Origin of the sequence: Lapillicoccus sp., from assembly GCF_036559105.1 — a bacterium.
GTDB lineage: Bacteria > Actinomycetota > Actinomycetes > Actinomycetales > Dermatophilaceae > Lapillicoccus.
Window position 1 is genome coordinate 38,294 of sequence record NZ_DATBTV010000015.1, and the last position, 20,003, is coordinate 58,296.

The 20,003-nt window shown below is 71.4% G+C and carries 18 protein-coding genes; 10 read left to right on the plus strand and 8 right to left on the minus strand.

The features are described 5' to 3' along the window. Positions 1–49: 49 nt before the first annotated feature. Positions 50–1,273: an acyl-CoA dehydrogenase family protein gene (locus VIG79_RS01865; RefSeq protein ID WP_331881393.1), complete on the minus strand. Its 1,224-nt coding sequence runs from the start codon at positions 1,271–1,273 to the stop codon at positions 50–52. On the opposite strand from VIG79_RS01865, the gene VIG79_RS01870 reads away from it, so the two are divergent. Both VIG79_RS01870 and VIG79_RS01875 read left to right on the plus strand, forming a co-directional pair. After that, positions 1,272–2,312 carry a class I SAM-dependent methyltransferase gene (locus tag VIG79_RS01870; protein WP_331881395.1) on the plus strand — a complete coding sequence of 347 codons (1,041 nt, stop codon included), beginning with the start codon at positions 1,272–1,274 and terminating at the stop codon, positions 2,310–2,312. The genes VIG79_RS01865 and VIG79_RS01870 overlap by 2 nt on opposite strands. A gap of 97 nt (positions 2,313–2,409) precedes the next feature. Next, positions 2,410–2,805 carry a VOC family protein gene (locus VIG79_RS01875; RefSeq protein ID WP_331881396.1) on the plus strand — a complete coding sequence of 132 codons (396 nt, stop codon included), beginning with the start codon at positions 2,410–2,412 and terminating at the stop codon, positions 2,803–2,805. 7 nt (positions 2,806–2,812) lie between these two features. Here VIG79_RS01875 and VIG79_RS01880 read toward each other — a convergent pair whose 3' ends face one another. Beyond that, a complete protein-coding gene (locus VIG79_RS01880) occupies positions 2,813–4,147 on the minus strand; it encodes an MFS transporter (RefSeq protein WP_331881398.1) in 1,335 nt (444 codons plus the stop codon). Between the two features lie 136 nt (positions 4,148–4,283). On the opposite strand from VIG79_RS01880, the gene VIG79_RS01885 reads away from it, so the two are divergent. Beyond that, complete coding sequence (locus VIG79_RS01885; protein WP_331881401.1) at positions 4,284–5,153, plus strand: LysR substrate-binding domain-containing protein; 870 nt, start codon at positions 4,284–4,286, stop codon at positions 5,151–5,153. Between the two features lie 152 nt (positions 5,154–5,305). Here the strand turns inward: VIG79_RS01885 and VIG79_RS01890 are convergent, their stop codons facing one another. Next, positions 5,306–7,546: a heavy metal translocating P-type ATPase gene (locus VIG79_RS01890; RefSeq protein WP_331881403.1), complete on the minus strand. Its 2,241-nt coding sequence runs from the start codon at positions 7,544–7,546 to the stop codon at positions 5,306–5,308. 59 nt (positions 7,547–7,605) lie between these two features. Here VIG79_RS01890 and VIG79_RS01895 point away from each other — a divergent pair, with 59 nt between their 5' ends. The 4 genes from VIG79_RS01895 (at position 7,606) to VIG79_RS01910 (ending at position 11,503) form a co-directional block, all read left to right on the plus strand. Beyond that, positions 7,606–8,985: an aspartate aminotransferase family protein gene (locus tag VIG79_RS01895; RefSeq protein WP_331881405.1), complete on the plus strand. Its 1,380-nt coding sequence runs from the start codon at positions 7,606–7,608 to the stop codon at positions 8,983–8,985. 73 nt (positions 8,986–9,058) lie between these two features. Then, on the plus strand, positions 9,059–10,027 hold the full coding sequence (locus VIG79_RS01900) for a diacylglycerol/lipid kinase family protein (RefSeq protein WP_331881407.1): 969 nt from the start codon (positions 9,059–9,061) through the stop codon (positions 10,025–10,027). A gap of 67 nt (positions 10,028–10,094) precedes the next feature. Next, a complete protein-coding gene (locus tag VIG79_RS01905; RefSeq protein WP_331881409.1) occupies positions 10,095–10,817 on the plus strand; it encodes a phosphatase PAP2 family protein in 723 nt (240 codons plus the stop codon). Then, complete coding sequence (locus VIG79_RS01910; protein WP_331881411.1) at positions 10,817–11,503, plus strand: phosphatase PAP2 family protein; 687 nt, start codon at positions 10,817–10,819, stop codon at positions 11,501–11,503. Before VIG79_RS01905 ends, VIG79_RS01910 begins: the two co-directional genes overlap by 1 nt. A gap of 9 nt (positions 11,504–11,512) precedes the next feature. Here the strand turns inward: VIG79_RS01910 and VIG79_RS01915 are convergent, their stop codons facing one another. After that, a complete protein-coding gene (locus VIG79_RS01915; protein ID WP_331881413.1) occupies positions 11,513–12,526 on the minus strand; it encodes a DUF1206 domain-containing protein in 1,014 nt (337 codons plus the stop codon). Here VIG79_RS01915 and VIG79_RS01920 point away from each other — a divergent pair. Continuing rightward, positions 12,501–14,885 (plus strand): lysylphosphatidylglycerol synthase transmembrane domain-containing protein, encoded by a 2,385-nt coding sequence (locus VIG79_RS01920; RefSeq protein WP_331881415.1) that lies wholly within the window; start codon positions 12,501–12,503, stop codon positions 14,883–14,885. The two genes, VIG79_RS01915 and VIG79_RS01920, sit on opposite strands and share 26 nt — an antisense overlap. A 39-nt stretch (positions 14,886–14,924) precedes the next feature. Here VIG79_RS01920 and VIG79_RS01925 read toward each other — a convergent pair whose 3' ends face one another. From VIG79_RS01925 to VIG79_RS01935, 3 genes are read right to left on the minus strand one after another with little or no spacing between them, the layout of a single operon-like run. After that, positions 14,925–15,623 carry a GerMN domain-containing protein gene (locus VIG79_RS01925; protein WP_331881418.1) on the minus strand — a complete coding sequence of 233 codons (699 nt, stop codon included), beginning with the start codon at positions 15,621–15,623 and terminating at the stop codon, positions 14,925–14,927. Positions 15,624–15,663: 40 nt separating this feature from the next. Beyond that, positions 15,664–17,091 carry a HAMP domain-containing sensor histidine kinase gene (locus VIG79_RS01930; RefSeq protein ID WP_331881420.1) on the minus strand — a complete coding sequence of 476 codons (1,428 nt, stop codon included), beginning with the start codon at positions 17,089–17,091 and terminating at the stop codon, positions 15,664–15,666. Then, positions 17,088–17,804 (minus strand): response regulator transcription factor, encoded by a 717-nt coding sequence (locus tag VIG79_RS01935; protein WP_331881422.1) that lies wholly within the window; start codon positions 17,802–17,804, stop codon positions 17,088–17,090. Before VIG79_RS01935 ends, VIG79_RS01930 begins: the two co-directional genes overlap by 4 nt. A 191-nt stretch (positions 17,805–17,995) precedes the next feature. On the opposite strand from VIG79_RS01935, the gene VIG79_RS01940 reads away from it, so the two are divergent. Then, positions 17,996–18,316: an STAS domain-containing protein gene (locus VIG79_RS01940; RefSeq protein WP_331881425.1), complete on the plus strand. Its 321-nt coding sequence runs from the start codon at positions 17,996–17,998 to the stop codon at positions 18,314–18,316. Further along, positions 18,313–18,843 (plus strand): hypothetical protein, encoded by a 531-nt coding sequence (locus tag VIG79_RS01945; protein ID WP_331881428.1) that lies wholly within the window; start codon positions 18,313–18,315, stop codon positions 18,841–18,843. Before VIG79_RS01940 ends, VIG79_RS01945 begins: the two co-directional genes overlap by 4 nt. A 379-nt stretch (positions 18,844–19,222) precedes the next feature. Here the strand turns inward: VIG79_RS01945 and VIG79_RS01950 are convergent, their stop codons facing one another. Beyond that, entirely contained in the window at positions 19,223–19,999 is a 777-nt protein-coding gene (locus VIG79_RS01950) for an FHA domain-containing protein (protein WP_331881430.1), read from the minus strand. Positions 20,000–20,003: the final 4 nt, after the last annotated feature.

The window sequence follows — 20,003 nt, forward strand, 5'->3', positions numbered from 1 at the left end:
GGAATCCGACCGCTATCACCCGGACCGGCGGAGAGGGCGAGGCTGCTGCTCAGCCCAGGTGCCCGCGGACTGAGGCGTGGCCCTTGAGCAGGTTCCGCGCGATCGTCCGCCGCTGGATCTCGTCGGTGCCCTCGTAGATCCGCAGCAGTCGCAGCTCGCGGTACCACCGCTCGATCGGCAGCTCACGGGTGTAGCCCATCCCGCCGTGGATCTGCAGCACCCGGTCGACGATCTCGTTGGCCTTGACGCCGCCGTAGAGCTTCGCCATCGACTGCGACTGGCGCGAATCCATCCCCTGGTCCACCTGCCACGCGGCCGTGAGCACCAGCCAGCGGAGCGCCTCGATCTCGGTGGCCGAGTCCGCGATCATCCACTGGATAGCCTGCCGGTTGGCGATCGGCTCCCCGAAGGTGGTCCGGTTGTGGGCGTGCTCCATGGCCATCTCGACCAGCCGCTCGCACGCGCCGAGGGCCCGCGCCGGGAGCAGGTAGCGGCCGCGACCGATCCACTTCATGGCCAGCGAGAACCCTTTGCCCTCCTCGCCGAGGATGTGGTCGTGCGGGACGCGAACGTCCTTGAACACCAACGAAGCAGGCCCCCATTCCCCCATGGTGTCGATCGGCGCGGAGGTCCACCCGCGGTCGCGGTCGACGAGGAAACACGTGACGCCGCCGTCGGCGCCCTTCGCCTTGTCGGTGACGGCGAAGACCATGACGTAGTCGGCCTCGTTGCCACCGGTAATGAACGTCTTCTCGCCGTTGATCACCCATTCATCACCCTCGCGTCGGGCGCTCGTCCGGATCGCCCGCGCGTCCGACCCCGCGCCGGGCTCGGTGATCGCGAAGCACGACTTCCGCTCACCGGAAATCGTCGGACGCAGGTAGGCCTCCTGCTGGGCCTCGTTCGCGTCGTACAGGATGTTGTCGGCGGCGCCCGCGAAAGCGAACTGGAGGAAGCTGCGGCCCAGCTCGATCTCGACCAGTGCCGTCATCACGGCTGACAGGCCCATCCCGCCGTATGCCTCGGGCGTCTGGATCCCGAAGAACCCGGCCTGCTTCGCGAGGCCCTGCAGGCGCCGCAGCTCGTCGAGGGGGAGGCCCCGCTCGCCCCGGCGCTCACGGGCGAGCGCGTCGGGCTCGAGGGGGAGGAGCTCCTTGGTCACGAAGGTGCGGACCCAGGAACGGATCTCCTTCTCGTCGTCGCTGAGGGCGAGGTCGACCATGAGCACTCCTTCGTCGGGCCGGTCGGTGTGGCGAACGCCATCATGAGCCATGGACATGACCTCAGGTGACGCGGCGGAGCCGCTGTCGTGGTTCGAGGCGTCGGAGCAGGTCCTCGACCCGCTGCTGAACGCCCGGATGCTCCTCGCGCTCGTCGAGGGCGCCGACGGGGCCGAGCTGCTCCGGGCGATGCACAGCACGACGACGGTGGCCGACCTGGCGCTGGCGACCGGACTGGGCGAGGACCGGGTGCGCGATGTGTGCGCAGCCCTCATCGCCGGCGACGTCGCCGAGGCCGACGGATCGGGCGTGCGGCTCACCCCCGCGTGGGCGGCCCTGACCGGTCCGGCGGCGTTCGCCCCGCTGGCGTCGGCCCTTCGGCTCGGCGACGTCGGCGCGCAGACGCTGGGGGACCTGTCCGGCGGCTCGGGGTTCGCCGGGCTGTCCTCCGGGGACCGTCTCGCGTATGCATCGGCGGTGTCACCCGACCCGTTCTCGCCGGGGATCGTCGCGGCGATGCGGGGCGGCGCGGGCGTCCCGGACGCCGTGCGGGGCCGGTTGCACGACGGGGACCGTCATCTCGAGCTCGGCTGCGGCGTGGCCGGCCGGATCCTCTGTGTCCTCCAGGCCTTCCCGACCCTCAGCGCCGTGGGGGTCGAGCCGGCGCCGGACCTGGCGGCGGAGGCGGAGCGCCGCGCGGCCGCTCTGGGGGTGGCGGACCGGTTCGAGGTGCTCTGCGCCGACGCCGTCACGGTCCGGCTCGACGGCCCCTTCGACGTGGCGTTCTGGAGCCAGTTCTTCTTCCCCGCGGCGAGCCGCGCGGGAACCCTGGCGACCGCATACCAGGCTCTCCGGCCGGGCGGCATGCTCCTGGCGCCGCTGCTGGGGGACCCCTCGGTCGCCGAGTCGGACCCGCACGGCTCGTCCACGCAGAGCCTCTCGTTGGCCCGCGCGGTCCACGGACTCTGGGGCGTACCCGACCGGTCGCCCGAGGCGCTGGTGCAGGAGGTCGCGGATTCCGGGTTCGTCGACGTTGTCGTCAGCCGTGCACCGGACTCCGGCGTCGTCGTGGTGATCGGCACCCGGCCCTGAGTTCTCCCTGGGAATCGGCGGTGCGCGACCGGGCCCGGTGGGACAGTGGAACCGCGGGGGCGGTCCAGCGACGATCCGACCTCAGGAGGTCATCACCATGCTCAACAGCGCATCCGTCACCGCCAACATCCCGGCCGCCGACCTCGACCGGGCTCGGGCCTTCTACGCCGACACCCTCGGTCTGACCCCGGCCATGGAGGTCCCCGAAGGCGCAATGCTCATCTACCGCACCGACGGCGGGACGATGTTCAGCGTCTACCAGACCGAGTTCGCCGGCCAGGCCGGCCACACCATCGCCCAGCTCCATGTCGACGACGTCGTCGCCGAGACGCGGGCGCTGCAGGCGAAGGGCGTCGCGTTCGAGACCTACGACATGCCAGGCGTCGAGTGGGACGAGGGCGTCGCCAGCTTGGGCGCCATGGGCCAGGCGGCGTGGTTCAAGGACAGCGAGGGCAACATCCTCTGCCTCGACTCGGGCTACCCCGAAGGCTGAGCCTGGGCTACCGGTCGCGGGCCACGAGCGCGGGGCGGGTGAACTGCACGGTCGTCCGGGTCAGCCCGATCCGCACCGACGCGCGGTGGGCGAGGTGCCGCGCGACGAGCGCGGTCACCAGGGCGGGAACCAGCCCGGCCAGCAGCAGGCCGAAGCGCGCCCCGAGATGTTCGTCGATGTAGCCCACGACCGGGCCGCCGATCGCGCCGCTGCCCATGAACGCGAGCAGGTAGATCGCGACGACCCGGCCGCGCAGGTGTTCCGGGACGGTCAGCTGCACCATCGACTGCGCCGAGGTGATCAGGGCAAGGTTCGCGGCGCCCACCAGGACGATCAGCACGGTCAGCGAGACCTGCGTCGAGCCGAACGACGCGACGACATGGGCCATCGCCAGGAGGGCCGCCGCGGTCAGGAGCGTCCGTAGCCGCAGCGGGCTGCGCCGACGTGCCGTCAGCAGCGCGCCGCCCAGGGCGCCGGCGGCGGCCGCACCGTTGAGGACTCCGGCGCCCATGGCCCCGGAGTGGAAGTCGTTCTTGGCGAACGCGGCGAGCGTGACCGGCAGGCTGACGGTGAAGAACCCGAAGGTGCCGACCATCACCGTCGGCCAGAGCACCGTCGGGTGCGACAGCGCATACCGCAGGCCGTCCCGCAGCCCGGACGTCGAGGCGCTCGGACCGTCCTTCGGTGCGCGGGCCGGAAGTCGCATCATGGCCAGCGCGGCGAGCGGGCCCAGGTAGGTGACGGCGTTGATCGCGAACGCCCAGCCGGGCCCCACGACGCCGACGAGGACGCCGCTCAGTACGGGTCCGAGCATCGCCCCCAGCTGGAACGTGGACGACACCATGCTGATCGCGCTGCGCACATGGGTCACCCCGACGATCTCGGTGACGAACGACTGCCGCACCGGGTTGTCGAGGGCCGCGGCCACGCCGAGGGCCGCAGCCAAGACGTAGACGTGCCAGGTCTGCACCGCTCCGGTGAGGGTCAGGACCGCGAGCAGGGCGGCCATCATGGCCATGCTGGCCTGGGTGACCTGGAGGATGCGACGCTTGTCGAAGCGGTCGGCGAGCACCCCCGCGTGGAGTCCGAAGAGCAGCGTCGGCAGGAACTGGAAGGCCGTCGTGAGACCGACGGCCGCCGGGCTGTCGGTCAGGGTCAGGACCAGCCAGTCCTGGGCGATGCGCTGGACCCAGGCCCCCGTGCCGCTGACGAAGAGGCCGGCCAGGAACAACCGGAAGTTGCGGTTGCCCAGGGCGGCGAAGGTTCGGGTCGGAGGCTGTCGGTCCTGAGGGGCGGGGGTTTCATCGGTGTCGTGGACTGGGGTCGGGGCCTGCGCGGTCAAGTCGTCCTGGTTTCGGTTCTCGTCAGGTATGCGTCGTGTCCCGTCCAGTCTCGACTGCCGACCGCTCATCATCCAACTTGATCAAACTATTAGTCTGATCATGTCTCATGATGAGTCACATTTTGAGGAGGCCCTGATGTACGAACCGGACCTGCTGCGGACCTTCCTGGCCGTCGCCCAGTCGCTGAGCTTCACCCGGGCAGCGGCGTCGCTCGACCTGCGTCAGTCGACCGTCAGCCAGCACGTGCGCCGGCTGGAGGACGCGGTCGGGCGGCAGCTGTTCGTCCGCGACACCCGGACCGTGGCGCTCACCGCCGACGGCGAGGCGCTCGCGGGCTACGCGGTGGAGATCCTCGCGGCGCACCGACGCGCGGAGAGCCACTTCAACGGGTCGCAGGTCGAGGGGCGGCTGCGGTTCGGGGTGACCGACGACCTCGCCCTCACGGCGTTGCCCCGGATCCTGCGGACGTTCCGGCAGCTCAACCCGCGCGTCGACATCGAGCTGACCGTCCTCCAGAACGAGCTGCTCCTCCGCCGTATCGAGTCCGGTCACCTCGACGTGGCGTTCGTCAAGAAGAGCCCCGACACCCCGACCCTGTCCATCGGCCAGCTGGTCCGGCGCGACCGGCTGGTCTGGGTGGCGGCCGAGGGCACCCGCGTCGAGGTGGACGAACCGGTGCCACTCGTCGTCTACCAGGCGCCCAGCCTGAGCCGTTCCGTGGCGACCCAGGCCCTCCAGGACGCCGGCCGACCGAGCCGGATCACGTGCACGGTACGAGGGGTGAACGGTGTGCTCGCGGCGGTTCGGGCGGGCCTGGGGATCGCGGTCATGGCCAAGACCCTGACGCCGGGTGACCTCGTCGAGGTCCCGGCCGCGAGCAGGCTGCCCAAGCTGCCGAACCTCGACCTCGTGCTGCTCACCAACCCGCAGGCGCCGGCCGCTCCCGCCGCGGCGCTGACGTCAGCGATCCGGGCCGGAGCCGCGCCCACCGTCGCCGCCGGCTGACCCACGCCCCGCTGCGCCGGCACCTCCGCACGGGATGACCTGTCCACAGCTCCGCACGTAATGACCTTCGACGGTCGATGTCCGACATGTCGAGAAACACGGCATCACGTGCGGAGATATCGGCGGGGAGGCGGCGAGAGCATCGGAGGGCCTCAGCGGAAGGACCGCAGCCGCAGGCTGTTGGTGACGACGAACAGCGAGGACAGGGCCATGGCCGCCCCGGCCAGCATCGGGTTGAGCAGGCCGAGAGCGGCGAGCGGGATCGCGGCGACGTTGTAGGCGAAAGCCCAGAACAGGTTGCCCTTGATGACGGCCAGCGTCCGCCGGGACAGCCGGATCGCGGCCGCCGCCACGAGCAGGTCGTTGCGAACGAGAGTGAGGTCGCTCGCGAGGATCGCGACGTCGCTCCCGGCCCCCATGGCGATGCCGAGGTCGGCGGTGGCGAGAGCGGCGGCGTCGTTCACCCCGTCGCCCACCATCGCCACGACGCGTCCCTCCTCCTGGAGGCGGCGCACGACGGCGACCTTCTCCTGCGGCAGGACGTCGGTGACCACCTCGCCGCGCTCGACGTCCAGACCGACCTGCTTCGCCACGGTGCGAGCCACCGAGAGGTGGTCGCCGGTGAGGAGCACCGGTCGCAGGCCGAGCGCTCGGAGCCGCTCGACGGCCGCCGCCGAGGTCTCCCGAACGCTGTCGGCCACGGCGACCAGGCCTCGGGCGCGGCCGTCCCACGCCACGGCGACGACGGTGGAACCGTGCTGGCGCAGGCGGTCCAGAGCATCGGCCAGGTCGTCCGAGAGCTCGACGGACCAGTCGGCCAGGAGTTCCGGTCGACCGACGAGCACGGCCCGACCCTCGACGACGCCGTGCACGCCCAGCCCCTGGTCGTTGCCGAAGTCATCGACGGTCGCGAGCGACCCACAGCGACGAAGCGCCTCGGCGGAAACAGCTCGAGCGATCGGGTGCTCGGAGCCGTTCTCGAGCGCCCCGGCGACGCGCAGGACCTCCTCGGCGGACTCTCCGGCGGCCGCGACGACCTCGACGACCGCCATCATCCCGGTCGTGACGGTGCCGGTCTTGTCGAGCAGGATCGTGTCGACGGTGCGCGTCTGTTCGAGCACCTCCGGGCCGCGGATGAGGATACCGAGCTGGGCGCCCCGACCGGTGCCGACCATCAGCGCCGTGGGCGTGGCCAGGCCGAGAGCGCAGGGGCAGGCGATGATGAGGACGGCGACCGCGGCGGTGAGCCCGGCAGCCAGGCCGTAGCCCAGCAGCACCCACACCGCGAGCACGGCCAGTGCGAGAACGAGGACGACGGGCACGAACACCCCGGACACCCGGTCGGCGAGACGTTGGACGTCGGCCTTGCCGTTCTGGGCGTCCTCGACGAGACGGGCCATCTGAGCCAGCTGGGTGTCGGCGCCGACCCGGGTCGCGCGCACCACCAGCCGTCCGCTGGTGTTGACCGTCGAGCCGACGACGGGGTCGCCCGGACCGACCTCCGCGGGAACCGACTCGCCGGTCACCAATGACGCATCGACCGCTGAGCGCCCGGACTCGATCACCCCGTCGGTGGCCACCTTCTCGCCCGGCCGGACCACGAACCGCATCCCGACCGCGAGGGCCTCCGCGGGCGTCCGCGACTCGACGTCGCCGTCGGGCCCGCGTCGCAGCACCGAGACCGACTTCGCGCCCAGCTCGAGCAGGGCCCGGAGCGCCGCCCCCGCCTGCCGCTTCGAACGGGACTCGAGGTAGCGACCGGCGAGGATGAACGTCGTCACGCCCGCTGCGGCCTCGAAGTAGACGTACGACGATCCCTCGCCGCGCTGGACGGTGAGCTCGAACGCGTGCCGCATGCCGATCTCGCCGGCGCTCCCGAACAGCAGCGCGTAGAGCGACCAGCCGTATGCGGCCAGGGTCCCGACCGAGATGAGCGTGTCCATCGTCGTCGCGCGGTGCTGCAGGTTGGTCCAGGCGGCGCGGTGGAACGGCCAGCCGCCCCAGAGCACGACGGGCGTGGCCAGGACCAACGAGACCCACTGCCAGTAGTCGACCTGGAGGGCCGGCACCATCGCCATGGCGACCACCGGGACCGTGAGGCCCAGCGAGACCATGAGGCGGCGGCGCAGCGAGCCGGTCTCGTCCGTGGCCGGGGGTGCGGCCCGGGTCGCCACGCGGGCGCTGTAGCCGGTCTCGCCGACCCGCTTGACGAGGTCGTGGTCGGACACCGCCGCGGTCGCCACGACGTGCGCCTTCTCGGTCGCGTAGTTCACCGTGGCGGTGACGCCGTCGAGCCGGTTGAGCTTCTTCTCCACCCGTGCTGCGCACGACGCACAGGTCATCCCCCCGATGACGAGGTCGACAGAACGCTCCTGGGAAGGTGCTTCGGGCATACCGAAACTATACCCCCCTAGGGTATGCGGAGTGGCGCCGGGAGCCCTAGGGTCTGTGCATGTCGATGCTCGACGAGGCCGGACTGCTGTCGTTCCCCACCGACGAGGAGACGGTGCGCAAGAACGACATGGCGCACGTGCTCCACTCGTGGGCCGCCCAGGGGCACATCGACGCCATGCCGATCGCCGGCGGTGAAGGCGCGTGGTTCTGGGACCCGAACGGGCGCCGCTACCTCGACTTCTCCAGCCAGCTGGTCAACGTCAACATCGGGTACCAGCACCCGCGGCTCGTAGCGGCCATCCAGGAGCAGGCCGGGCGGATGGTCAGCGTGTCGCCGGCGTTCGCCAACGACGCGCGGTCCGAGGCGGCGCGGCTGATCGCCGAGCTCGCGCCCGGCGACCTCGACATGGTCTTCTTCACCAGCGGCGGCGCCGAAGCCAACGAGATGGCCATCCGGATGGCCCGCGTGCACACCGGGCGACACAAGATCCTCGCGGCCTACCGCAGCTACCACGGGTCGACAGCGGGGGCCGCGGCGCTGACCGGCGAGCCGCGACGGTGGGCGACCGAACCGGGTATGCCGGGGGTCGCCCGGTTCTGGGGTCCGAACCTCTACCGTTCGCCGTTCCATGCGACCACCGAGGCGGAGGAGTGCGATCGCGCGCTGCAGCACCTGCGCGACACGATCGTCGCGGAGGGCGCGCATACCGTCGCTGCGGTGATCCTCGAGACCGTGGTGGGCACCAACGGGATCCTCGTGCCGCCGGACGGATACCTCGCCGGGGTGCGCGCGTTGTGCGACGAGCTCGGGATCCTCTACATCGCCGACGAGGTGATGGCCGGGTTCGGCCGGTGCGGCGAGTGGTTCGCGGTCGACCGATGGAGGGTGCAGCCTGACCTCGTGTGCTTCGCCAAGGGCGTGAACTCGGGATACGTGCCGCTGGGCGGCGTCGTGCTGTCCCCGGCGGTCGCGGCGACGTTCGAGGACCTCGCGTTCCCCGGCGGGTTGACCTACTCCGGGCATCCGCTGGCCTGTGCGGCGGCGGTGGCGTCGATCCGGATCTTCCGGGAGGAGGGGATCCTCGAGCACGTGCGTGAGCTCGGCGAGACGGTGATCGGCCCGGCGCTGCGCGACCTGGCCGACCGGCACCCGAGCGTCGGTGAGGTCCGCGGACTCGGGGTGTTCTGGGCGCTGGAGCTGATCCGCGACCGGTCGACGCGTGAGCCTCTGGTGCCGTTCAACGCGAGTGGCGCGGCCGCGGCGCCGATGGCCGAGTTCGGCACGGCGTGCAAGGCGGCGGGGCTGTGGCCGTTCATCCACATGAACCGGACCCACGTCTGTCCGCCCTGCGTCGTCACGGCTGACGAGATTCACCAGGGGGTCGCCATCCTCGACCGTGCGCTCGAGGTGGCCGACCGTCACACGACCTCGGGCTGAGGTCACCCAGCCCCGGCGCCCCTGATGGCCGCTCGACGGGTGCGAAAGTCCGCGCCTCGATAGGGTCACGGGCGTGAACCCCTCGCGCCGTCTCGGAGTCGTCGTCAACCCCATCAAGTTCGACGACCTCGCCGACGTCAAGGAGCAGATCGCCAAGGTCTGCGCCGACCACGGCTGGGGCGAGCCGGTCTTCGTCGAGACGACCGAGGAGGACCCTGGCGTCGGACAGGCCCACGAAGCCCTCGAGGCGGGCGTGGACATCGTCTGCCCGCTCGGCGGTGACGGGACGGTTCGGGCCGTCGCGACCGCGCTGGTGGGGACCGACACCCCGATGGGACTGCTCCCCGGGGGGACCGGCAACCTGCTCGCCCGCAACCTGGACCTGCCGGTCGAGAAGATCGGCGACGCGCTTGATGTCGTCCTCACCGGGACCGACCGTCGGATCGACGTGGGGCTCGTCACGCTGTTCCCGGACTCCAAGTCGGCGGAACCCCTCAAGGGGGACGACCCGCCCACGGAGGAGGACCCACGCCGTGACGACGAGGAGGTCTTCCTCGTCATGACCGGCATCGGCGTGGACGCCGAGGTCATGGCCAACACGAACGAGAAGGTGAAGGGCGTCCTGGGTTGGCCGGCCTACGTCTTCGCCGGCATCAGCCGGATGTTCACCCGCGGCTTCATGGTCGAGCTCTCGACCGGCGGCGGCGACCCGCAGATCCAGCACGCGCGGAGCGTCATCGTCGGCAACTGCGGCAAGCTCCAGGGCAACGTCGAGCTGATGCCCGACGCAAAGCTCGACGACGGAATCCTCGACGGCGTCATCCTCGCCCCGAAGGGAGCGTTCGGCTGGGGCGCAGTGGCCGCCGACCTCGCCAGCCGCCACCGGCGTGGTCATCGCCAGATCGTGCGGATGACGTCGCCGGCGATCCGGGTGACCACGGGCGCCCCGGTCGAGACGCAGGTCGACGGCGACCCGAAGGGTGAGCAGTACGGCCTCTCCACCCGCATCCTCCCGAAGGCGTTGGTTGTCCGCGTCCGCTGAGGTTTCCGCCCGGTCCACCGCCGCACCGGGCCGCTGGCGCCGCCTCCTCCCCGCGATCGGAAACGGCGTGGCCGCTGCGGTCCCCGTCACGGCCCTGGCGCTCCTCGCCCGGGAGCAGGTCGACGTCGTCATCACCTTCGACAAGAACGCCATCGCCGCGGCCACCGACATCACCCGCGCGAACCCCGGCCTCTACACCGTCCTGGTCTGGTGGCAGGAGGCGCTCCAGCCGCGTTGGGTCTACCTGGTCGGCACCGGTGTCGCCGCCTGGATCTGGTGGAAGCACAAGCTGAAGAGCCGGGCCATCTGGGGCTTCGTCACGATGATGGTCGCCTGGAACATCGCGCTCGACCTCAAGTACGTCGTACAGCGCGCCCGCCCGATCGTGACCGACCCCGTGTCGTCGGCGCCGGGCTACAGCTTCCCGTCCGGGCACGCGGCCAACTCGGCCGCGGCGGCGACGGTGATCGTCATCATGATCTGGCCGCTGTTGCGGTCCACCGCCGCCAAGGTGATCGCCTACAGCGTCGCTGCGGCGGTGGTGCTCCTCACTGCGCTCGACCGGGTCTTCCTCGGCGTGCACTTCCCCTCGGACGTCACCGCGGGCGTCCTCGTGGGCTCGGGTCTGGCGCTGGCGTCCTACGCCGGCTACCGCGGCTGGAACCCCGTCCATCCCACCGACCTGCCGGAGACCCCCCAGGGCGTCGACGCCGCCGAGGCGGAGTCCGACGCCCACCGGGCGCACGCGCATACCGGGTCGGTCGAACAACCCGAGGAGATTCCGCGCTGATGGCCTTCCTGACCCGATACGTCGACGACGACAGCCGCCCCACCGTAGGGAGCGCCCTGCGCGACATCGTCGTCCGCGCCGTGCTTCCCGCGATCGCGCTCTGGCTGGTGATCGTCGGCATCGGCAAGCTCATCGAGGGCCCGCTCGGCGGGCTCGAGGGTGAGAGCTCGATCAACAAGTCCCTGCAGGCCGGCCGGACTGCGACATGGGACGCCGTCACGATGGTCTGGTCCCACATCGGGAACACCGAGATCGTCATCGGGGTCTGCGTCGTCATGGTCGCCCTGATCTGGTGGCTGACCAAGCAGTGGTGGGTGGCCATCATCCCGGCGATCGCCATCGCCATCCAGGCCACCGTGTTCGTCCTCGCGACCGCCGTGACCGGTCGTGACCGGCCCCAGGTCGAGCACCTCGACCCAGCGCCGCCGACGTCGTCCTACCCGAGCGGCCACGTCGGCGCCTCGACCGCGCTGTACCTCACTCTGGCCGCCATGTGCCAGCGGATCCCCAACAAGGGACTGCGCTACGTGCTCACGGTGATCTGCCTGGTGATCCCGCTGCTCGTCGCGTACGCGCGGCTCTACCGCGGCATGCACCACCTCACCGACGTGCTCGTCGGGTTCCTCAACGGGATCGTCTGCGCGTTCCTGGCTTGGAACTACCTGCGTCGCCGCCGCAAGGCCTGAGCGCGCTGCTCAAACGCGCGCGTACTTCGACCGCGCGAAGAGGTAGACCGCGAACGAGGCGAACCCGAGCGCGACGATGGTGAGCAGGAACTGCCCGAACGGCGCGTCCCGGAGGGTACGCAGCGCGCCGTCGAGCCCGGTCGCCTCACCCGGCTGGGTGCGCAGGGCAGCGAGGAGGAACAGCACGCCCACCAGAGAGAAGGCGACGCCCCGGGCGATGTAGCCGAACTGACCGGCGCGCACGACCCACCGCCCCGGGTGCTCCCGGAGGTCCTCGAGGAACTTCTTCTTGTAGCCCTTGTAGACGTGGTAGAGCCCGACCCCGAGGACGGCGACACCGACCGCGCCGACGAGGATCCGCCCGAGCGGCTTGTCCATCAGGGCGGAGGTGAAGTCGACGCTCTGGTCCTTGCTGGACGACCCGGTGCCACTGCGCGCGTACGAGAAGAAGCTGAACGTGAGGAACAGGTAGACGACGGCCTTGGCGGCGGCCTTGAGGCGGTCGGACGTCTCGCCGCGGCCCACGATGACCTCGGTCACCTGCCAGAGCCCCAGGCCGAGGAAGCCGAGGACGGCGACCCACAGCAGGACGCGGCCGATGTCGTTGCCGGCCAACGTCTGCATCGCACCGGACTGGTCAGCGGAACCGCCCCCACCACCCCAGGCGACCTGCAGGGCCAGCCAGGCGATGAGCAGATGCACGACTCCGTTGATGGCGTACCCGAGTCGCGCCGCGTTCTCGAGGACCGGGTGGTCGCCAGCCTTCGCAGCGGCCTGTTTGACGTCGTCGGTGTCCACGGTGGGCATCTTGGCCCAACCGAACCCTGAATGCCAGCCGAACGTGCCTGGGGTGCGCGGGCCCGCATACCCGCCCTCCTCAGCCTTCTGGGGCAGGATGGAGCCCGTGGCCACCGACTCGCCGAGCCGTCCGGCGGACACGTCTGACGTGGAGGAGCCGGCGGAGGCCACGGAGACCACGGAGACCACGCACGTCGAGGTGACCGAGCCCGAGGGGTCGGTCACGGTCGAGGTGGTCGAACCGCCCATCCCCGACCGCGTCCGCCGGCCGGCGGACCTGTTCCGCCTCGTCGTGGCCCTGCTCGTGCTCATCGGCGGCGAGTCTCTCGGGGTCGCGGCCGTCGGCACGAGCGGCGCGGTCGAGCAGGACCTCGCCGACGCGGTCAGCGGCCTCCCACGCCTCCTGCTCACGCTGCTCACGTGGCTCGGCGCGATCGGCGTCGTGCTGCTCCCCTTCGTCATCGGCACCGACCTGATCATGCGGCGGCGGCCGATGCAGCTCGTCCAGGCGCTCGGTGCGGCCGTCTTCGGCGCATCGCTCGTCATCGGCCTGGTGTGGGCCATCCTCTTCGGGCCCCTGGACTTCCTCCAGGCCACGCTCACCAAGGCCAACAGCGAAGGCCGTTCCGCACCTCTCGACATCGTCATCGTCTCGACCCTGGCGCTGGTCACCGTGGCCGACGTCATGGGCCGGAAGTGGATCTCGCCGCTGGCGATCACCGTCCTGTCGGCGTCCGCCGTGGCGGGGTTCCTGTCCGGCTCGGTGACGGCGGCGGCCATCGTCGGCTCACTGCTGCTCGGCTGGGCCATCGGCCTCGCCTTCCGGTATGCGTTCGGGGCGACCTCGACCCGCCCGCCGGGGACCGAGGTGGCCACGGCCCTGGTGTCCACCGGCATACCGCTGACCCGGCTGGAGCTGGTGGACGCGAACGACTCGGGCGACCGACGGTACGTCGGGACCACGGACACCCTCCCCGTCGACGTCCACGTCATCGACCGCGACACCTTCGGGCTGGCGTCCGGGCGACGGTTCCTGCGGGTGCTTCGGCTGCGCAACGGGTTCACCCGGCCGCCCGCGTTGACGCTCCGCGCCGAGATCGAGCACCGCACCCTGATGGGGCTCGTGCTCGCGCAGGCGCGGATCCCGGCTCCACGGCCGGTGTCGGTATGCGAGGTCGGGCCGTTCGCGGCGGCGATCGCCTACGTCGAGCCGAAGGGGGAGTCCCTCGCGGAACGCGGCGACCGGCTGGACGACGACGACGTCACGGAGATCTGGCGGATGGTCGGCGCCCTCCAGCGCCGCCGCGTCGCGCACCGCAACCTCGGACCCAACGTCGTCATGATCGACGAGGACGGCCGGGCCGGACTGCGTTGGGTGGGCGCCGGTGACCTCGCCGCCGACGACGTCACGCTGCGGATCGACGTCGCCCAGCTGATCACGACAGTCGCGCTGTCCATCGGCCCGGAGCGCGCGGTGCACTCGGCGGTGGCCGAGCTCGGCGAGGACGCGGTCGTCCGTGCCGGACCGCTGCTGCAACGCGTGGCGATGACCCGGGCCACCCGGGAGGCGCTCAAGCAGCACAAGGACCTCCTGTCCACGCTGCGCGACGAGGTCGTCGCACTGCGGCCCTCGCTCGAGAAGATCGAGCCGGTCGAGCTGCGCCGCTTCACGCTGCGCGGCGTCGTCATGCTCGTCGGCATCGCCGTGGCGGCCTACATCGTCCTGCCGCAGATCGCCCAGGTCGACTTCGCCACGGTGATCCAGACCGCCGACTGGCGCTGGGCGCTCGGCTGCGTCGTCTGCGCGATCCTGACCTTCGCCGGCGCCTCCATCGCGCTGAACGGCGCGGTGCGGATCCATCTGAACTTCGTGAAGACCTACATGACCCAGCTCGCGGTCGCCTTCACCGGCCTCGTCGCTCCCGCCGCCGTCGGCAACATCGCCCTGAACACCCGCTACCTGCAGACGTCCGGCCTGCCGCCGGCCGTTGCGGGAGCCGGGGTGGGCCTCGCCCAGGTGGCCCAGTTCTGCTCGTACATCATTCTGCTGCTCATCTCGGGCGTCCTCGCCGGCACGGGACCGCGAGCGTCGTTCAGCCCGCCGCCGATCCTCGTCGTGGCGATCCCGATCGTCGTCATCCTGCTGCTCGGGCTGTTGGCCGTACCGCGCGTGCGCCGGTTCCTCACCACCCGGATCCTCCCCCCGATCAAGGCCGCCATCCCTCAGGTCCTGGCGGTGTTCCAGAGGCCGGGCAAGCTGGCCCAGCTGATCGGCGGCGCGCTGCTCCTCGACGCGAGCTTCGTCGCCGCACTGGTGTGTGCCACCCGGGCGTTCGGGGTCGAGACCTCCATCCCGGCCATCGCCGTCGTCTACTTCGCCGGCGCGATCATCGGGTCCGCGGTCCCGACCCCCGGTGGACTCGGTGGCATCGAGGCGGCGATGTCCGCGGGGCTCATCGCGATCGGTGTGGACAGCGGGACCGCAGTCTCGTCCGTGCTGCTCTACCGGCTCGCCACGTACTGGCTGCCGATCCCGTTCGGCTGGTTCTCGCTCAACCGGTTGCAGAAGATCCACGCCCTGTAGCGCCGCGGGCGGCGAGGCGGTGGGGCGGGAGAACCCGCGTCAGGGCTCCGTGGTCGTCGTCGTGGTCGCGGGTGTCGGCAGCGGGGGCAGCGGCACGGTGCGGTCGACGGGTGGCTGGCCGGGGGCCACCATGCCGACGTAGTCGGACGCGACGAGGGCATCCGCGGTCGTGCTGCCGTCGGGGCCCGGAACGGGGAGGACGGTGCCTCCGCGGACGAACACGACGCGGTCCACACCGACGACGCTCGTGGCGGTCAGGACGATCTGCCCCACGGCCACCGGCAGCTTGCTGGCACTCGGGTCCTGGCTGATGGACTGGAGATCGATGCTGGCGGTGCCGGAGGAGATGCTGCGCACGACGATGGTCGACGCCGGGCCGAGGTCGGTGATGAGGCCCCGGGCTCGTTCCCGGTCACTCGGGCCCACCGCGAGCCGGTTCAGCAGGCCCTGCAGCAGCGGGGCGGCCGACGCCGCCGGCACCTGGACACCCACCGGGACGAGCTTCTGCTGGGCGTCGGCGAGGTAGATCGTCCCGGGTACCATCAGCACGCCGGGCGGCGCCGTCGGCGTGGGCCCTGTCGTGGGGGTCGCGAGGAGGCCGTAGGGGACATCGTCCGGCGGGATCTGCACCGGTGTGCTGCCGCGGGGCAGCCCACAGGCCCCCAGCAGGGCGGCGGCAGCGACCAGCACCGTGAGCAGCGCCGTGACCGAGAACCGCCGAGGTCGGGGACGCGCCACCGGCGCAGCCGGGCGCACTCGCCTACGGACGACTCTCATGTCACCACGCCCCCACGTGGTCGGCAACCGGTGTCGGGCTAGGAGCCTGGCGCGGTGCGATGGGCACCTCCATGCTGAACCGGGCGCCACCGCCCGGTGCGTCCTCGCACCAGACCCGGCCGCCCAGGCTGCTCGCGGTCTCGGCGACGATGCTGAGGCCGAGCCCGCTTCCCGGCAGCGAACCGCGAGACCCGGCGCGGACGAACCGCTCGAAGATCCGGTCCCGGTCGCCCTCGGGCACGCCGTCCCCGCGGTCGTCGACGTCGATGCGAACTCGGTCTCGGATCCGCCGGACGGTGACCGCCCGGACCCCGCCGGCGTGCCGGTCGGCGTTGTCGTAGAGGTTGACCAGGGCCCGGCCGAGCTGCTGCTTGTCGACGCGGACGGTGAAGTGTCCCGCCGGCCCTCGGTCCGTACCGGTGACGTGGAGCATCGACGGGTCGCGGTGGCTCTGCTCGAGGGAGACGCGGACCAGCTCGGCGGCGTCGACCTGGGTGAGGACCTGGGTGCGGACACCGGCGTCGAGACGGCCGAGCTCGAGGAGGTCCTCGAGGGTCTGCTGGAACCGGTCCAGCTCGATCGAGACGAGGTCGAGCGCGCGCTGGGTGCGTGGCGGCATCTCGTCCCGGCGGCCCTCGATGACCTGGACGCTGGCGACGAGAGCGGTGAGCGGGGAGCGCAGCTCGTGGCCCAGGTCGGCCGCGAACCGAGCGTCGCGCTGGATCCGCTCGTCGAGAGCTTCTACCATGCTGTTGAACGAGCCGACGATGGTGGCGAGGTCGGGGTCCTCGGTCGGGGGCAGCCGGGTCTGCAGGCCGCCGGCGCCGATGCGCGCCGCGGCGGTCGCGACGTCGTCGAGAGGGGCCATCAGCCGCCGCGAGGCCACCCGGCCGAGGGCGGCACCCGCCATGGCGGCCAGGATCGCGAAGGCGGCGAGCACCACGGCGAGCGTGGTCAGCGTGGCGCGCAGCTCGGCACTCGAGACGATCTCGTAGAACTCCGCGTCGGCGGCCGGGAGGGGAATTCCGACGACGAGGGCGGGCTGGTCGTCGGCGGTGGTCCACGCGAACGTCACCGCGCCGCCGACCACGCCGTCGCGGACATCGGTGGGGATGGTCTGTGGACCCCGGGCGAGCGCGGAGGAGTACCAACGGTCGTCCTTGTGGACGAGGAGCTCGGAGTCGGCGGGAGCGTTGACGTTGCTGAGCACCTCGGGGATGCGGGCGTCACGCGCGAGGAGGCCGTCGACGACGAAGGAGGCGTCGGCATACGACTGCCGCAGCGCGGTGGCTTGGCGCTGGTCCATGAGGTAGTGGCGCGCGGTGAGGTAGGTCCCGACGGACAGCAGTGCGCAGACGATGAGGGCGCCCAGCGCGAACGAGGCGGTGACCGTCCCGCGCAGGCCCCACCTCGACCAGGGACCGCTCATCTGATGTCCAGCCGGTACCCCTGGCCGCGGACCGTGACGACGAGCTGGGGGGCGTTGGGGTTCGACTCGATCTTGGTCCGCAGGCGGCGGACGTGGACGTCGACGATGCGTTCGTCCCCGAAGTAGCCGCGGTCCCAGACGCGTTCGAGCAGGGCGCGCCGGCTCAGCACCCGGCCGGCCGGCGACGCCAGCTCGCAGAGGAGCCGGAACTCGGTGAGCGTGAGGTGCACCTCGTCGGCGCCGCGACGGACCACGCCGGCGTTGACGTCGAGCACGAGTGGGCCGCCGTCGGAGTCGAGGACGAGGGTCGTCTGCTCGGCCGGCGACGCACCCCCAGGGTTGACGGTGACGCCGGCCCGACGGCGCAGGGCGCGCAGCCGGGCGCCGATCTCCTTGACCTGGAACGGCTTGGTCACGTAGTCGTCGGCACCCGCCTCGAGCGCCGCGACGATGTCGTGGGTGTCGGTCTTCGCGCTGAGCACGATGATCGGCGCCTGGCTGGTCGGCCGGACCTCGCGGATGAACGAGAAGCCGTCCATCCCCCCGAGCATGAGGTCCACCAGCATGAGGTCCGGTGGGTTGCCCTGGACGAGCTGCAGCGCGACCTCGGCGCTGGGCGCCTCGGTCACCTCGTAGCCCTCGTCCTCCATGGCGAGGCTCAGGGCGGTACGGATGCCGTCGTCGTCCTCGAGGACCAAGAGCTTGAGTGACACAGGGCCAATTCTGCCAGCGGGATCTAAGGGTGTTCTGTGCGTTCCGCGAGGCGTGTGCGACGTGGCCGACAGGTCTTCACGAGACTGCAAACAAACCATGACCAGTTCATCACCGTCCACGGGGCAGTGTTGGTGGACTGCCCGGATCCACCACGACCCGGGGGTTCAGGAACGAGAGGAGGCGCCTACCGATGACCGGTCTCAGCCTCCTCAGCCGGGCTGACCAGCGGGTGTGCGTCGCGTTGAGCGACGACCGCATGGCGCAGGGTCTGAACGACCTGCGCTGGCATCTACCCACCCTGCTCGGCGGCGGGACGAACACCCTCGTCATCGACGTCTCGGGAGTCGCCCGGTTGTCCTCCACCTGCGTGGCGACCCTGTTGTGGGTCAAGCGCAGCTGCCAGTCCCGTCGCGTCCGGGTGGTCCTCGCGGACCCCACGGAGCGCACCCTCGAGGTGCTCACGCGTACCGGGCTGGCCTCCGTCTTCGAGATCGAGAGTCGAGAGTCATGACGGCGACGATTCCTGTCCGTATCTCCCCCTACCCCGCACCCCGCCACGTCCTCGGAGCCGGCTTCGACATCGCCCTGCACGAGGGGGCGGCCCGCGCGGCCCGTGTCGTGCCCGGCGCGAAGCGGGTATGCGTCGTCGTGGCCGACGGGGCGATGTCGACCGCCGGTTCGCCGGTGGCCTTCGACCTGCCGGTGGCGGGACCGTCGTCGTCCTGCCAGGTGTGGGGGCACGCGGACGGCGCGATCCAGGTCCGGGCCGCGTGGGCACCCCCGGCGCTGCTGGTGTCGCGCGCCCGAGTGCTCATGGTTCCCGAGACGCCGGGGACCCCGGGGGTATGCGTGATGGCCCCGGGTGACCGGTTGCTGGTGCTCTCGTCGTCGGCCTACGAGGCGGCGCCGGAGCGCATGGTTCGACTCCTCCACGAGGAGCCCGCACGACTGCTCGCGGCCGAGGCGGACGACCTGCTCGAAGGGTTGTTCCGCGACGTCCCCGAGGCGGGGGGAGCGGTGGTCACCCGGCTCGGGTGACCGCGGAAGGCGGACTACCCCGCTCGACTCGGCCGGATGCGTGGAGTGACCGCCCACAGCGGCGTGGGCGGCGTTCCACGCATCCGGTCGTCGCTGTGCCGCGCACGGACCATGTGTCGCCGTCGCGTTGATCGGCGCGCAGGTTGCTGACGTCGCGCGCAGGGTGCAACCTGCGCGTGGCGTGCCGAACCTGCGCGCAGGATGAGGGTCGGAGCTCCGCTTACCCTCAGCGTGGCGACCGAACCATCGCGCTGCAGCCGGCGGATCTCGTCCCTAGCCCGACCACAAGGTCTGCGCACACCGTGTGGCCCCAGCGCGCACGGTGCACGGTGTGCGCATCGACACCAAGGTCTGCGCAGACCCTGGGGTTACTGGGCGTTCAGGCGGTCGGGGCGATCTTCTCGTCGTCGGTGGCGGCCCGGACCACGATCCGGGTCCATGCGCCGACGTAGATCCGGTCGTCGTCGTCGAGCTCGGTCCGTGGTCCCACCGCGATCGGGTCCTCCGGCAACGGTCCCGAGGCGGCCCCGACGAACGTCCCGTTCGACGAGCCGAGGTCCTCGACGAACCAGCGCTGGCCGTCGGTCGTCAGCTGGGCGTGCCGGCGGCTCACCCCCGTGTCGGACGTGCAGTCGATGTCGGGGTGGATGTTGCGGCTCGGCGAGACCCGGCCGATGAGCAGGCTGCGCGCCGTCAGCCCCACCACGGCGGGCAGGCCGGGTGACGGCATCGGCTCCTCGGCCTCCTGGACCGCGTACCACTGCGGGTCGACCCAGACCTCCGCGACCCACTCGAGCGGGATGGCCGGGGCGATCGAACCCGGGGTGCCCCCCGCAGCGGCCGCACCGTCGGACGACGCCTCACCCGGCTTGGGGGACGCGCCCCGCGGCAGGGCGCCGGTCGTGAAGTCGTACCCGCACGCCTCGCAGAACAGCGCGTCCGGGGTGTTGGGCGCAGCGCAGTTGGGGCATACCTGCTGCTCGGGCGCCGCCACCGCCGCAGCACCAGACTCACCCGCCGCTGCCGACCCGGGCCCGACAGCGGCCTCGGGCTCCGCCGCAGCCTCCGGCTGGTTCTCGAGGTCGATCTTGGCGCCGCAAGTGTCGCAGAAGTCCTCCGCGCCGGACGTGTGTCCATTGGGGCAGACAGCGCTCATGCAG

Excerpts from the sequence above, each read along its gene's own strand:
- VIG79_RS01870 (WP_331881395.1), top strand. The coding sequence starts at position 1,272 with ATGGACATGACCTCAGGTGACGCGGCGGAGCCGCTGTCGTGGTTCGAG.
- VIG79_RS01940 (WP_331881425.1), top strand. The coding sequence starts at position 17,996 with ATGACCGGTCTCAGCCTCCTCAGCCGGGCTGACCAGCGGGTGTGCGTC.
- VIG79_RS01865 (WP_331881393.1), bottom strand. The coding sequence starts at position 1,273 with ATGGCTCATGATGGCGTTCGCCACACCGACCGGCCCGACGAAGGAGTG.
- VIG79_RS01895 (WP_331881405.1), top strand. The coding sequence starts at position 7,606 with ATGTCGATGCTCGACGAGGCCGGACTGCTGTCGTTCCCCACCGACGAG.
- VIG79_RS01875 (WP_331881396.1), top strand. The coding sequence starts at position 2,410 with ATGCTCAACAGCGCATCCGTCACCGCCAACATCCCGGCCGCCGACCTC.
- VIG79_RS01930 (WP_331881420.1), bottom strand. The coding sequence starts at position 17,091 with ATGAGCGGTCCCTGGTCGAGGTGGGGCCTGCGCGGGACGGTCACCGCC.
- VIG79_RS01890 (WP_331881403.1), bottom strand. The coding sequence starts at position 7,546 with ATGCCCGAAGCACCTTCCCAGGAGCGTTCTGTCGACCTCGTCATCGGG.
- VIG79_RS01910 (WP_331881411.1), top strand. The coding sequence starts at position 10,817 with ATGGCCTTCCTGACCCGATACGTCGACGACGACAGCCGCCCCACCGTA.
- VIG79_RS01950 (WP_331881430.1), bottom strand. The coding sequence starts at position 19,999 with ATGAGCGCTGTCTGCCCCAATGGACACACGTCCGGCGCGGAGGACTTC.
- VIG79_RS01885 (WP_331881401.1), top strand. The coding sequence starts at position 4,284 with ATGTACGAACCGGACCTGCTGCGGACCTTCCTGGCCGTCGCCCAGTCG.
- VIG79_RS01945 (WP_331881428.1), top strand. The coding sequence starts at position 18,313 with ATGACGGCGACGATTCCTGTCCGTATCTCCCCCTACCCCGCACCCCGC.